We start from the raw sequence: 14396 nt of genomic DNA on the forward strand, positions 1-14396 counted from the left end.
ACCCCTACCAACACTATGCACATTAAGCATAGATATAATGCTAAAGTTTCATTTAATTCATAAAACAATCAGAACTAGACTAGAGTTAATGTTTACCACGTGTGGAGAACCCCATGTTTCAAGCTTTGATTTTAAATCAGCAAGATAAGCGCACTTTAGCTAGCATCGAACAGATTAACGAAAACCAGTTGCCGGATGGAGAGGTGCTTATCGCTGTCGACTATTCCTCACTCAACTACAAAGATGGCTTAGCGATCACTGGCAAAGGCAAAATTATTCGTCAATTCCCAATGGTTCCAGGCATAGATTTGGCGGGTAAAGTGCTCAGCTCAGAAGATGCACGCTACCAACCGGGTGATGATGTCGTATTGACTGGCTGGGGAGTGGGTGAAAACCACTGGGGTGGTATGGCGCAGAAAGCGCGTCTTAAAGCAGATTGGCTAGTTCCTATGCCACAAGGTTTCACGAGTAAACAAGCCATGATGATTGGGACTGCGGGCTTTACCGCTATGTTGTGTGTGCAAGCCTTGCTTGACGGCGGTATCAAACCAGAAGATGGCGAAATATTGGTCACAGGGGCCAGTGGTGGCGTGGGTTCCGTTGCTGTCACCTTGTTGGCGGCACAGGGTTACCAAGTGGTCGCGGTCACAGGCCGAGTGGAACAAAATGGCCCGCTGTTAGAAAAACTTGGCGCTAGCCGCATCATTGATCGCAGCGAATTTGAAGAACCCGCTCGTCCATTGGAAAAGCAGCTGTGGGCAGGTGCCATTGATACTGTTGGCAGCAAAGTTCTGGCAAAATTACTGGCTCAAATGGATTACAACGGCGTAGTGGCTGCTTGTGGTTTAGCGGGCGGTTTCGATCTACCGACCACCGTGATGCCGTTTATTCTCCGTAACGTACGCCTACAAGGGGTGGACTCGGTTAACTGCCCATTGGAAAAACGTATTGCAGCGTGGGAAAAACTGGTTGAACTGCTTCCTGCGAGTTACTTTGAGCAAGCGTGTACCGAAATTACTCTAGAGCAAGCAGTGCAATATGCAGGAGACATCACGAATGGTCAGGTGACAGGCCGCGTGGTGATTAAATTGTAATTTCATCCACTCAAGGCCCTATATGGGCCTTGAATTGTCGAGTCCCATATCTTCTACTCGCTTGGCAATCAGCTTGCCGCACTCTTCTTTTACAATACTGCGCAGCCACTCCTGAGCGGGTGAATGCTCACAACGCGGATGCCAAATCATCGAATAGTCAAATGGTGTAAAAGCAAACGGTAGAGGTTTCACCACTAGGTTGTAACGCTCGGCAACCAAATAAGCTAAGTCAGCCGGAACCGTAATGATGAGCGGCATAGTATCAATAATGGCCAACGCAGCTTCCAGATGATAAGCCCTGAGAACCATTCGACGTGCAGGTAATCCCTCCAACGCCTGTTCAAGCAGTGCTTTCACACCATCACTGATCGCAATCATCGAGTGTGGATAATCGAGATAATCCTGCAGTGTCATTGACGATTGAGCTAGTGGATGACGTTCCGATAATAAACACAGCACCCCAACACGCCCCAATACCTCACTTTGCAATGGTTCCACCGAGCGAATTGGGCGGCAAATCGCTAAATCCGCCCCATCATAAGTCAACTGATCAACAAGTCGCTCATGTTGCAGCGGCAAGAATTCAAATGCGACATTTGGTGCTTCCTGATAAATACGCGGCAAAGCAAAAGGTAGAATGGTCTGCATCGCATAATCGGTAGTCGCTATCGTAAAGGTTTGATCACAAGACTTAGGGTTGAACTCGGCTGGTGACAATAATTGACGCAGCGTTTCTAGAGGCTCGCCAAGTTCACGATTTAATGCCAACGCTTTTTCTGTCGGGATGAGATGCTGACCATGGCGTGTAAATAAAGGATCATCAATCAGATGCCGCAAGCGGCCAAGAATCCGACTCATGGCTGATTGACTTAAATTCAATCTCTCTGCTGCCTTACTAACACTGCACTCTTCAACGAGCACACGCAGAGCGACCAGAAGATTGAGATCGCGCCGATAGATATCTTCTAATTCCACACCCTATTCCGAGGTTGATAGCTGATAAACCAGAGTGTAACCAATAGATAAAAAAAATCCCGCCTTTCAGCGGGGAAGCCCAAGAAAAATGGGGATAGTGTCGGAATGTAATTGAGCGTAGTCAGTGACGTTGGTTAACGATGTGGTTGCTCGGTAGTATCTTGCTCACTGCGCATTTCCAGCCAAATACCGAAAATCGAAGCTGCCGTTCCTACCACTGGCATTAATTGGGCTTGTGTAGTCTCTCCCAAGCCCAAGGCACACAAGGAAATAAAACACAAAACCGCGTAGATGGTCAGTCTATCGAGTTTGGTTAACATCATTTCCTCACTTAACTTGTTACTAACTTGTTAACGAAGTTATAACAAAATGATCCTTTTGCCAAGTGATTATTGAATAATTTTTCTTCACCAGTAATATCTACGCCTCAAATAGTGACGTCCAATAAGGTTTGACCATGAGTTTTAATCCAGATATCGCGACCCATACTTTAGAAGCGCAAGGATTACGCTGCCCAGAGCCAGTGATGATGGTCAGGAAGACAATTCGTACGATGCAGGAAGGTGACGTGTTATTGGTTACGGCGGATGACCCCTCAACCACGCGTGACATTCCCAGCTTCTGCCGCTTTATGGATCACCAGTTGCTTGACGCAAAAACCGATGCATTACCCTATCAATACCTGATCAAAAAAGGGTTGGCATAACAAAAAAGACTGCCTAGGCAGTAATGCCGATCAGTTAAGACTTTAATCGGCAGATCAGTTGAACGATCCTGCCTGTATGTAAAAATCCGGTAGACCCTGTTTATCGGATTTTTTTATGCACGTTTCTCAAGCCCTCGACATCATCAACAGTTATAAACCCAATCACGTTGAAACACTCGCAGACCTCCTGCCCATTGAACTCATCAATAGTGCTTATCAGCTTACGGATACCGTGACTCTAAGAAAACGAAAGCTCACTTTAGAGTCGATGGCATGGTTACTGGTTGGCATGGCTATCTATAACGATAAATCCATGGCTGACATTGTAAATATGCTCGATATTGTTGACCGCACAGGCAAGCCATTCGTTGCTCCAAGTGCATTAACACAGCGAAGAAAAAACCTTGGTGAGTCAGCGGCTAAAGCGCTCTTTGAGTGTACGCAACGTCATTGGTTCAAACAGGCTAACTTACCAAACTGGAACGGACTTACGTTACTGGGTGTTGATGGGGTTTTATGGCGAACAGAAGACTCAAAAGATAACGCTGAAGCGTTTGCTAAGCCCACTAATCGGGATGGTAAAGAAACACAGTACCCACAGGTACGTATGGTCTGTCAGATGGAGCTGAGCAGTCACTTAATCACAGGCAGCGCTTTTGGCTGTTATACCGTTAATGAAATGAAGCTGGCAGAGCAGCTTATCGACACAACCCCCGATAACAGCTTAACGCTCTTCGACAAAGGCTTTTACTCCCTAGGTTTACTTCAAGCATGGTGTTCGCAAGGCATCAATCGACATTGGCTTATCCCCATGAAAAAAGGGCTGATTTATGAAGTTGTTCAGTCTTTTGGCCGACAAGATAAACTGATAAAACTGAAGAGTAACCCGCAAGCGCGTAAGAAATGGCCAGAGCTAGAAGAAGAGGTAGTGGTACGTTTAATCACGAGAGCTAAAGAGGGGAAACAATACGATGTTCTCACCTCAATGGTTGACCCGATGCGTTATCCGAAATCAGATATAGTCGGTTTATATGAATACCGTTGGGAAATTGAACAGGGGTACCGAGAGCAAAAGCAATACATGCTTGGTAACCGTCTTACACTGCGAAGCCGACTCCCAGAGCTGGTGAGACAAGAGCTCTGGGGAATACTCCTGACATACAACTTAGTCAGATATCAAATGGTGCAGATGTGTAATACGTTGAATGGAGACTACTTGCCATACCAACTGAGCTTCAATGGAGCCTTAGCCCACATCATGCGCCTAATAGTGGGACTTCCCTACTCGTCACCAGGAGCAATACCAAGGCAACTGCAAAACTTCTACGCAATGAGTGGAAGCTTAATACTTGAGCCAAGGCGAGAAAGAGCCTTCCCTAGAGTCGTGAAGAAGAAGCCAAGCCGATACCCTAGAAAATACAATGCCGCTCACCTTAAGTGAACGGCATTACTGCCTAGGCAGTCTTTTTTCATTGGAAAGCATCAATGCTTTTCACTGGGAGTCACAGCGGATCACATCATTTCATCGCGCTGATGTAACTGACGTTGCAGTTCAGAGATCTGTTTTCTCATCGTCCGTACGTCATCATGCAGTGGGATAATATGTGCTACGCGAATCCAAGATTCGACGGCTAATGCCGTCATCACAATCGCGCCCACCACCATCGGCATCCATAAATCGGTTAACGCCATACCGAGCAAAGTTAACACCAAACCAAAACTGAATAAGTAACTCTGGCTTTTTGGTGTCATCCCCATATAACGAGTCAGCATAATGGTGTCCTCTTACTCTTGATACCTATTCATACCCTAGCATGATAATCCGCACTAGGATGGGTGGTAAGTCACGCTGCACAGCCTAAATCAAGCGCTCACCGCTCAGTAAAATGCCGTTGCCAGAGCCATCGCCAAAAACAAACCGGCGGTCACTTTACGGATCAACCCCAGCGGCATTTTGTCAGCCGACAGTTTACCAATCAGCACCACAGGAACGTTCGCGAGCAACATACCTAAGGTCGTGCCAAGAATCACCCAGCTCAAAGCATCCGCATACTGTGCGCCTAAAATTGAGGTGGCAATTTGGGTTTTATCGCCAATCTCGGCCATAAAAAAGGCAATAAAACTGGCAACAAAAGGACCTCGTGATGAAATGGATTCATCTTCATCCAATTTATCAGGAATAAGAACCCAGCCCGCCATCGCGAGGAAACTGACCACCAACACCCATTTTAAAATGTCGGGAGAAAGATAATCTGCGACCACCACGCCAAGCCAAGCCGCCAGCGCATGATTGGCAATCGTCGCAAGAAAAATCGCGGCAATAATCGGAATGGGTTTACGGTAACGACTGGCGAGTAACAAGGATAACAGCTGGGTTTTGTCCCCAATCTCTGCTAAAGCCACCGTAGTAATTGAAATCGCTAAAACGCTCATGACATGCTCTTTGGGACAGGGATTATTATCGAACCGTAGACAAACAATCACGCCCTATCCCAGTTCGTGTTGTTTGTCTAAGGTCTTGCTAAACCTGAAGGCTCAAGTCTCACACACCATGGTAATTGAGTACCAAATATGTTGATGTGTGAATCGCCAAGTTGACAACTTAGCGACCAGCTACTCCCCAAAGACGGAGCGAATTCTAGCCACCGAAATCGACAATCGCAACCCTCACTTACCCACTTTTCCCTGATTCAGAGAGAAATTGGCATAAAAGTCGGGAAAAATGAGCGCAAAAGAAATTATTGTCGATTAATTCAGCAAGATTTCCGCTACTTTGTCAGGGAATATCTGGGTATACTTCAGTGTTATTTTTTATCAATTCAGACAGAAGAATCGCGCGAACCTGACTATGCAAAAATACGACATCAAAACCTTTCAGGGTATGATCCTCGCGCTGCAGGATTATTGGGCCCAACAAGGCTGTACTATTGTGCAACCTCTCGACATGGAAGTGGGTGCAGGTACTTCTCACCCGATGACTTGCTTACGAGCATTAGGCCCTGAACCTATCGCTACCGCGTACGTTCAACCCTCACGCCGCCCAACTGACGGCCGCTACGGTGAAAACCCAAACCGTCTGCAGCACTACTACCAGTTCCAGGTGATCATCAAACCATCACCAGACAACATCCAAGAGCTGTACTTAGGTTCACTGCGCGTACTGGGCGTTGACCCTTGTGTGCATGACATCCGCTTTGTGGAAGACAACTGGGAAAACCCAACCTTAGGTGCTTGGGGTCTTGGCTGGGAAGTGTGGCTAAACGGCATGGAAGTGACTCAGTTTACTTACTTCCAGCAAGTTGGCGGTCTTGAGTGTAAGCCTGTGACCGGCGAAATCACTTACGGTATTGAGCGTCTGGCAATGTACATTCAGGGCGTGGATTCGGTTTACGATCTGGTCTGGACCGATGGCCCTCTGGGCAAAGTCACTTACGGTGATATCTTCCACCAAAACGAAGTTGAGCAATCCACTTACAACTTTGAATACGCGGATGTGGATTTCCTATTCACTTACTTCGACCAGTGCGAAAAAGAGTGTAAATACCTGCTAGAGCTTGAAAAGCCACTACCTCTGCCAGCCTACGAGCGTATTTTGAAAGCGGCACACGCCTTCAACCTGCTCGATGCGCGCAAAGCGATCTCAGTGACTGAGCGTCAGCGCTACATTCTGCGCATTCGCAACCTAACCAAATCGGTCGCCGAAGCTTATTACGCATCCCGTGAAGCTCTGGGCTTCCCTATGTGTAAGAAGTCAGAACAGAAGTAAGGGGAAGACGTCACATGGCAAAAGAATTTTTAATTGAGCTAGGCACAGAAGAGCTGCCACCAAAGCAACTGCGCACGCTGGCTGAAGCCTTTGCGGCGAACTTTGCAGCAGAACTGGCAGCCGCCGACATCGCCCATGAAGGCGTAACTTGGTTTGCCACTCCACGCCGTTTGGCACTGAAAGTCGCCAATTTGGCAGAAAGCCAACCGGATCGCGTCGTTGAAAAACGTGGCCCAGCCGTCAACGTTGCGTTTGATGCCGATGGCAAGCCAACCAAAGCCGCTGAAGGCTGGGCGCGTGGCAATGGCATCACGGTAGAGCAAGCAGAACGTCTCGTCACAGACAAAGGCGAATGGCTGCTGTTCAAAGAACAAGTGCAAGGCCAACAAACCGCTTCTGTAGTTGTAGAAATGGCAGCTAAAGCACTGGCTAACCTGCCAATTGCGAAACCGATGCGTTGGGGCGATAAAGAAACCCAATTTATCCGTCCAGTGAAAACACTGACGATTCTGTTTGGTAGCGAACTGATCCAAGGCGAAATTCTGGGTGTGGCTTCTGCACGTACCATCCGTGGTCACCGCTTTATGGGTGAAGCAGAATTCACCATCGAATCGGCTGAGCAGTACCCTGCGATCCTTGAAGAGCGCGGCAAAGTCATTGCTGACTACGCGACTCGTAAAGCGATGATCATTGAAGGCTCACAACAAGCGGCTCAGCAGCTCGGCGGTATCGCAGATCTGGAAGATGCGCTGGTAGAAGAAGTGACCTCGCTGGTGGAATGGCCAGTGGTGATGACGGCAAAATTTGAAGAAAAATTCCTCAAAGTTCCAGCAGAAGCTTTGGTGTACACCATGAAAGGTGACCAAAAATACTTCCCAGTCTATGACGCGAGCAAAAAACTGCTGCCTAACTTCATCTTCGTTTCAAACATCGAATCGAAAGAGCCTCGCCACATTGTGGAAGGTAACGAGAAAGTGGTTCGTCCACGTCTGGCGGATGCAGAATTCTTCTTTAATACTGACCGTAAGCGCCCACTGGTGGATCGCTTATCTCTGCTGGAAAACGCGATTTTCCAACAGCAACTCGGCACGATTAAAGACAAAACCGACCGCATCACTGAACTGGCTGGCTACATCGCAGAACAGATCGGTGCTGACGTAGAGAAATCTAAGCGTGCAGGCCTACTGGCAAAATGTGACCTCATGACCTCGATGGTGTTTGAATTTACCGACACCCAAGGCGTGATGGGTATGCACTATGCGCGTCACGATGGCGAAGCAGAAGAAGTGGCGGTTGCGCTCAACGAGCAGTACATGCCACGTTTTGCGGGTGATGAACTGCCAAGCCGTGGTGTTTCTGCCGCAGTCGCAATGGCTGACAAACTCGATACTATCGTAGGTATCTTTGGTATTGGTCAGGCGCCGAAAGGCAGTGACCCATTTGCTCTGCGTCGTGCTTCACTGGGTGTACTGCGTATTCTGGTTGAGTACGGCTACCAGTTGGATCTGGTGGATTTGATCGCCAAAGCCAAATCACTATTTGGTGACCGACTGACGAATGTTAACGTTGAGCAGGAAGTGATCGAGTTTATGCTTGGCCGTTTCCCAACCTGGTACCAAGATGCGGGCTTTAGCATCGACATCATCCAAGCGGTACTGGCGCGTCACCCAACCAAACCCGCTGACTTTGATCAGCGTGTGAAAGCGGTATCGCACTTCCGCGCTCTTGAAGAAGCCGAAGCACTGGCTGCTGCCAACAAGCGTGTAGGCAACATTCTGGCTAAGTACGATGGCGAATTGGGTGAAGAAATTGATCTCGCTCTGCTGCAAGAAGATGCGGAAAAAGCCTTAGCCGAAGCCGTCGAAATCATGGCAGAAGCGTTAGAACCAGCCTTTGCAACTGGTAACTACCAAGAAGCCCTGAGCAAACTGGCTGGCCTGCGCGCGCCTGTCGATGCCTTCTTCGACAACGTAATGGTGATGGCTGACGATGAAGCACTGAAGAAGAACCGTCTCACGCTGCTCAACAAGCTGCGTAACCTGTTCCTGCAAATTGCCGACATTTCGCTGCTGCAAAAATAATCTGCAGCACGATAATTTCGTCAACAAACTTTAAGCCCAGCTCTTTTGAGTTGGGCTTTGTTTTTGCTCGCGCTCCCCAAACGACTTGGAGTTGCAGGTAGGCGGCAAGTGAGTTCATCCCCATGAGCATAGATAAACTATGTGATTGGGGTGAACGAACGCAGCCAACACCGCTGCAGCTTCAAGTAGGAAGGGGACACAAAAATATTGCTTTGCCTCGCAAATACATTGCGGTATGTTCAAGAACTATTCTAAACGGCGGAGATTCCACCGGTATATCGTTTCGCAAACACAGCAATCATTAGGTAGTCGAGCAATGCAGTATTCCTCTTTTGGCGAAAAGTTTAATCGCTACTCCGGTATTACCCAGTTAATGGATGATTTAAACGATGGTCTGCGCACACCAGGCGCGATCATGCTTGGTGGCGGTAATCCTGCTGCCATCCCTGCCATGCTCGATTATTTCCACAACACCAGCGCCGAAATGCTGGCCGATGGTTCACTGCTCAATGCCATGACCAATTACGATGGTCCACAGGGCAAAGATGTGTTTGTAAAATCGCTCGCCACACTGCTGCGTGAGACGTATGGCTGGAATATCAGCGAAAAAAACATCACTTTAACCAACGGCAGCCAGAGTGGCTTTTTCTACTTGTTTAACTTGTTTGCCGGTAAACAGCCCGATGGTTCACACAAAAAAATCCTCCTGCCCCTCGCGCCAGAATATATTGGCTACGGTGATGCAGGCATTGATGAAGATATTTTTGTCTCCTACCGTCCGGAGATTGAGCTGCTCGATCAAGGGTTGTTCAAATACCATGTGGACTTTTCTGAGCTGAGAGTCGATGAATCAGTGGCGGCGATCTGTGTTTCTCGCCCCACCAACCCAACCGGTAACGTGTTAACCGAAGAGGAAATCCACAAACTCGACCAACTGGCACGTGATAACGGTGTGCCTTTAATTATCGACAATGCTTACGGCGTGCCATTCCCGAATATCATTTTTGAAGACGTTGAACCGTTTTGGAATGACAACACCATCTTGTGCATGAGCCTATCCAAACTGGGCTTGCCCGGTCTGCGCTGCGGCATTGTGATCGCCAATGAAGCGGTGACTCAAGCACTGACCAACATGAATGGCATCATCAGCTTAGCACCCGGCAGTATGGGGCCTGCATTGGTGCAACGTATGATAGAAAAAGGCGATCTGCTGAGACTCAGCGAGCAGGTAATCAAGCCGTTTTATCGCCAAAAAGCGCAACATGCGGTGGAACTGCTGCAAAGTGCGATTACTGACCCGCGTTTTCGCATCCATAAACCAGAAGGGGCGATCTTCCTCTGGCTGTGGTTTGAGGAACTGCCGATCACCACGATGGAGCTTTACCAACGTTTGAAAGCGCGTGGAGTATTGATTGTACCGGGCGAATATTTCTTTATCGGCCAGCCGCAAGAGTGGCCACATACCCATGAATGCTTGCGTATGAACTATGTGCAGAACGAGCAAGCGATGGAACAAGGCATTGCCATCATCGCCGAAGAAGTACAAAAAGCGTATCAACAAGCTAACGTTTAAACACCTAAACTGATCAATGCAAAAAGCCCGCGAAATTCGCGGGCTTCGTTTTATCTAGCGTTCAGTGCGTTAAAACGCTGCGCTGAGTTATTTGTTTTCCAGCAGGTGCTTGCCGTTAATCGCAATTTTGCGTGGCTGCATCGCTTCTGGAATTTCGCGTTCTAAATCAATGTGCAGCAGACCATGTTCCATAGTCGCGCCAGTCACTTTCACGTAATCCGCTAATTGGAATTTACGTTCAAAATCGCGCTCAGCAATGCCCTGATAGATGTAGTTTTTGCTCTCTTCAGGTTTACGCTCACCGCGCACAATCAAAGTATTCTCTTGTTGAGTAATATCGATCTCTTCATCGCCAAAACCGGCTACCGCCATGGTAATGCGATATTGGTTGTCTTCTTTTTGCTCGATATTGTATGGAGGGTATCCGCCTTGGGCGTTTTTCGCCGCGCTGTTTTCCATCATGTTCAGTAGACGGTCAAAGCCAATTGCGTTGCGGTACAGTGGAGTAAAATCGACAGTTCTCATAATCCTATCCTCTTTAATTAAGCAATAGTCTTAACAATGACTTGTTAAGTCGCCCGATCCATTCTTATGACTTGAATCGGCGTGATTTCAGTTAGGTAACACACTCCTCCATTGAGCAAGGGTGTTAGTCTCATTCAGAGGTCCTAGCGGCATCCTCTTCATTTCCAGATATAAGGTCGCTCAAAACCATTTCAAGTTTTTGCCAAAAAAATTTTTGAAAAAAAAGCCCAACACTGAGTCGGGCTAACATTGGGATAATGCACTTTATCCTTAATTAACGGCCTTTGCTTTTGCGTGGCTTAATCACTGAGCTCTCTTGCGCTTTTTCTTGCTTCAGCTTGCGCTTCTCTTTGAGGCTGAGTTGTGGTTTTTTCATCTCTTGTTTACTCATGACAAACTCCTAATTACTGACATAACAAGCATGGGCAGAGCTTGGTTGGCTTACCCTGTATTGAGTGCTGAACGTGAGTAATGGCAAAGCAGTGGTGTTGGCCCCAAATAGGCAACGTAAACACTTCATGCTGACGACGGCCAAGCAGAGCGGCACCAAGCAGGGAGTCACACGTCACGCCACCGTGCACTTCGTCCTGATTTCCAGACGTGACTAAGGTGACTTGGAATGACAATTTACGCTGAGCATCAACAAGGCTCACCGTATCCCCAAGCTTAATGCGCTGTGGAGCTCGTTCAATAGGCGAGCGAGGATGCTCCAGCTTCTCGAACAATTCGAGCAGCAACAGCGGAGATTGATAGGTGAAAAAGCGGCTACGTAGCCACCAACCGGCGAGAAAACGCCGAATATTCAAAGATAACCGGTTCAGCATGATACTTCCTTTGCTCATTCCATTACCAATAGTGACAAATCGATGAGTATGCCCGGGAGTGAAATACACTCCCGGTTCAATTCACAAAGGCGACCATCCTGACCTCCAGTCAAAAAATGAGGAATAACTATAGGGTTCACAGACCACTATAGTGACTAAAAAAATGAATGCAACCACATGAAATTTAGAGAAAAAAATAAAGTCTAAGAAAAGCTTTTCTAGGATAGAAAAGCCTTACTTATGATCCAATACTGGTGCTTTAGCCCAATAACCGAAGATATTCGACACAAAATTTTTATTGTGTCTTTTGTACTTGCGCGAAGTTGCAATCATCCAGCACCAAGGAAGGCACAAATTGCAGAGATAAAAAAAGCAGCGCTGTGGCGCTGCTTTTTGTCACGGTGAATCAACCAACCCCTTACACGTCGAGGTTGGCCACTTTCAGTGCGTTGGTTTCGATAAATGCACGACGTGGTTCAACTTGATCACCCATCAGCGTCGTGAACAGCTCATCCGCGCCTACCGCATCTTCGATGGTCACTTGCATCATACGACGAGTGTCTGGATCCATCGTGGTTTCCCACAACTGATCTGGGTTCATCTCACCCAGACCTTTATAGCGCTGGATAGACAGACCGCGACGCGATTCTTTGATTAACCACTCAAGTGCAGCGGCAAAGCTACTGATTGGCTGCACACGTTCACCACGCTTGATGAAAGCACCCGCTTCAATCAAACCGTCCAACGCTTCTGACAGTTCCGCTAACTTCGCGTACTCTTTCGAGTTGATCAGGTCAGCACTCAGTAGGTATTCATGAGTCACACCGTGGGTACGTACCTGAATTTTTGGCAGATACACATTCAGCTCAGCATTGTGTTCAACCAGAACGCTGTATTGGCTCGCGCCCACTTCTTTAGCATTCAGTTGTTCGACTAAACGCTGGGTCCAAGCTTCAACCGCCGCTTTGTCAGCACACAGGTCGGCATTGATGCGTGGTACGTAAATCAGCTCATGCAGCATCGCGTAAGGGTAACGGCGGCTCATGCGCTCAACCAGTTTGATCGCAGCGTTGTATTGCTGAACCAACTTCTCAAGCGGTTCACCCGCTAACGCAGGCGCATCGGCATTCACGTGCAACTCTGCGCCATCCATCGCCAGTGCCACTTGGTACTGGTTCATCGCATCTTCATCTTTGATGTACTGCTCTTGTTTGCCTTTTTTCACTTTATAGAGTGGTGGCTGAGCAATGTAGATGTAACCACGCTCAATCAGCTCAGGCATTTGGCGGTAGAAGAAGGTCAACAGCAGAGTACGAATGTGCGAGCCGTCGACGTCCGCATCGGTCATGATGATGATGTTGTGGTAACGCAGTTTATCTGGGTTGTACTCATCACGCCCGATACCACAGCCCAGAGCGGTGATCAGAGTCGCGACTTCTTGTGAAGACAACATCTTGTCAAAACGCGCTTTTTCTACGTTGAGGATCTTACCTTTCAGCGGCAGAATCGCTTGATTCTTACGGTTACGGCCTTGCTTAGCTGAACCGCCCGCTGAGTCACCCTCCACTATGTAGAGTTCAGACAATGCTGGGTCTTTTTCCTGACAATCCGCCAGTTTGCCGGGTAAGCCTGCAAGATCCAGCGCGCCTTTACGGCGAGTCATTTCACGGGCTTTACGCGCCGCTTCACGCGCACGCGCCGCATCAATAATCTTCGAACAAACGTTTTTCGCTTCGCTTGGGTTTTCCGCCAAGAAATCCGCCAGTTTTTCATTCATGGCTGACTCAACCGCGGATTTTACTTCCGAAGAAACCAGCTTATCTTTGGTTTGGCTTGAGAATTTAGGATCCGGTACTTTCACCGACACCACTGCCGTTAAGCCTTCACGCGCATCATCACCCGAGGTTGCCGCTTGGGCTTTCTTCGAGAAGCCTTCTTTGTCCATGTAGTTGTTCAAAGTACGAGTCAACGCACCACGGAAACCGGCTAAGTGGGTACCGCCATCACGCTGTGGGATGTTGTTGGTAAAGCAGTAGATGTTTTCTTGGAAACCATCGTTCCACTGCATTGCCACTTCCACGCTGATGCCATCTTCACGCTCTTGGTTAAAGTGGAAGACTTTCTCATGGATCGGCGTTTTGTTGCGGTTCAAGTGGGTCACAAACGCTTGAATACCCCCTTCATACATGAAGTGGTCTTTTTTATCTTCTTCACGTTCATCGGTCAGCTTGATCGACACGCCAGAATTCAGGAATGACAGCTCACGCAGGCGTTTAGCCAAAATGTCGTAATGAAATTCGATATTGGTAAAGGTTTGTGCGCTTGGCCAGAAACGAACGGTCGTTCCGGTACGCTCTGTATCACCCACCACAGCCAACGGTGCTTGTGGCACACCATGGTGGTAAGTTTGTGAATGGATCTTGCCACCACGATAGATGGTGAGTAGCACTTTTTCAGAAAGCGCGTTCACTACCGACACACCCACCCCGTGCAGACCACCGGAGACTTTATAGGAGTTGTCGTCAAATTTACCGCCGGCATGCAGTACGGTCATGATGACTTCTGCCGCAGACACTTTCTCTTCAGGATGCATTTCGGTCGGGATACCACGACCGTCATCGCTGACTGACACTGAGTTGTCTTCGTGGATGGTGACCACGATGTCTTTACAGTAACCCGCCAACGCTTCATCAATTGAGTTATCCACCACCTCAAAAACCATGTGGTGCAGACCGGTGCCATCATCAGTGTCGCCGATGTACATACCCGGACGCTTACGTACCGCATCCAGACCCTTCAGTACCTTAATACTCGATGAATCGTAATTGTTCGACATGAGTTACTCTCTCACT

General features: G+C 48.1%; 12 protein-coding genes, 1 pseudogene and 1 riboswitch. Of the genes and pseudogenes, 6 read left to right on the plus strand and 7 right to left on the minus strand.

Annotated elements, in window-relative coordinates:
- Positions 1-113 precede the first annotated feature (113 nt).
- Complete coding sequence (locus tag MKA69_RS04545; RefSeq protein ID WP_305847580.1) at positions 114-1094, plus strand: MDR family oxidoreductase; 981 nt, start codon at positions 114-116, stop codon at positions 1092-1094.
- A gap of 18 nt (positions 1095-1112) precedes the next feature.
- On the opposite strand, the gene MKA69_RS04550 is transcribed toward MKA69_RS04545, so the two are convergent.
- Together MKA69_RS04550 and MKA69_RS04555 are read right to left on the minus strand one after the other, a co-directional pair.
- Positions 1113-2069, minus strand: coding sequence for a LysR family transcriptional regulator (locus MKA69_RS04550; RefSeq protein WP_305847581.1), 957 nt, complete (start codon positions 2067-2069; stop codon positions 1113-1115).
- A 134-nt stretch (positions 2070-2203) separates the two neighbouring features.
- Positions 2204-2389 carry a hypothetical protein gene (locus tag MKA69_RS04555; RefSeq protein ID WP_305848224.1) on the minus strand — a complete coding sequence of 62 codons (186 nt, stop codon included), beginning with the start codon at positions 2387-2389 and terminating at the stop codon, positions 2204-2206.
- A gap of 137 nt (positions 2390-2526) precedes the next feature.
- On the opposite strand from MKA69_RS04555, the gene tusA reads away from it, so the two are divergent.
- Both tusA and MKA69_RS04565 read left to right on the plus strand, forming a co-directional pair.
- A complete protein-coding gene (tusA, locus tag MKA69_RS04560) occupies positions 2527-2775 on the plus strand; it encodes a sulfurtransferase TusA (protein WP_000009548.1) in 249 nt (82 codons plus the stop codon).
- A gap of 115 nt (positions 2776-2890) precedes the next feature.
- Positions 2891-4216: an IS4 family transposase gene (locus MKA69_RS04565; protein ID WP_305847582.1), complete on the plus strand. Its 1326-nt coding sequence runs from the start codon at positions 2891-2893 to the stop codon at positions 4214-4216.
- Between the two features lie 71 nt (positions 4217-4287).
- Here MKA69_RS04565 and MKA69_RS04570 read toward each other — a convergent pair whose 3' ends face one another.
- Positions 4288-4548, minus strand: a complete 261-nt coding sequence (locus tag MKA69_RS04570) for a hypothetical protein (protein WP_000957997.1) — start codon at positions 4546-4548, stop codon at positions 4288-4290.
- A gap of 105 nt (positions 4549-4653) precedes the next feature.
- A complete protein-coding gene (locus MKA69_RS04575; RefSeq protein ID WP_000114368.1) occupies positions 4654-5208 on the minus strand; it encodes a TMEM165/GDT1 family protein in 555 nt (184 codons plus the stop codon).
- A 91-nt stretch (positions 5209-5299) separates the two neighbouring features.
- A riboswitch (yybP-ykoY riboswitch) is annotated at positions 5300-5409 on the minus strand.
- Positions 5410-5623: 214 nt separating this feature from the next.
- Here MKA69_RS04575 and glyQ point away from each other — a divergent pair.
- The 3 genes from glyQ to MKA69_RS04590 all read left to right on the plus strand — a co-directional run bounded on the left by glyQ (position 5624) and on the right by MKA69_RS04590 (position 10195).
- Entirely contained in the window at positions 5624-6541 is a 918-nt protein-coding gene (gene glyQ, locus MKA69_RS04580) for a glycine--tRNA ligase subunit alpha (protein WP_305847583.1), read from the plus strand.
- 14 nt (positions 6542-6555) lie between these two features.
- Positions 6556-8622, plus strand: a complete 2067-nt coding sequence (glyS, locus tag MKA69_RS04585) for a glycine--tRNA ligase subunit beta (protein WP_305847584.1) — start codon at positions 6556-6558, stop codon at positions 8620-8622.
- A 316-nt stretch (positions 8623-8938) separates the two neighbouring features.
- Positions 8939-10195 (plus strand): valine--pyruvate transaminase, encoded by a 1257-nt coding sequence (locus tag MKA69_RS04590; RefSeq protein ID WP_305847585.1) that lies wholly within the window; start codon positions 8939-8941, stop codon positions 10193-10195.
- An 87-nt stretch (positions 10196-10282) separates the two neighbouring features.
- On the opposite strand, the gene MKA69_RS04595 is transcribed toward MKA69_RS04590, so the two are convergent.
- From MKA69_RS04595 to gyrB, 3 genes and pseudogenes are all read right to left on the minus strand, one after another.
- A complete protein-coding gene (locus MKA69_RS04595) occupies positions 10283-10720 on the minus strand; it encodes an Hsp20 family protein (protein ID WP_001261062.1) in 438 nt (145 codons plus the stop codon).
- 400 nt (positions 10721-11120) lie between these two features.
- Positions 11121-11544, minus strand: a pseudogene (locus MKA69_RS04600) (GreA/GreB family elongation factor).
- Positions 11545-11962: 418 nt separating this feature from the next.
- Positions 11963-14380: a DNA topoisomerase (ATP-hydrolyzing) subunit B gene (gyrB, locus tag MKA69_RS04605; RefSeq protein ID WP_055029887.1), complete on the minus strand. Its 2418-nt coding sequence runs from the start codon at positions 14378-14380 to the stop codon at positions 11963-11965.
- Positions 14381-14396 lie beyond the last annotated feature (16 nt).

Origin of the sequence: Vibrio sp. AH4, from assembly GCF_030710545.1 — a bacterium.
Classification (GTDB): domain Bacteria; phylum Pseudomonadota; class Gammaproteobacteria; order Enterobacterales; family Vibrionaceae; genus Vibrio; species Vibrio metoecus.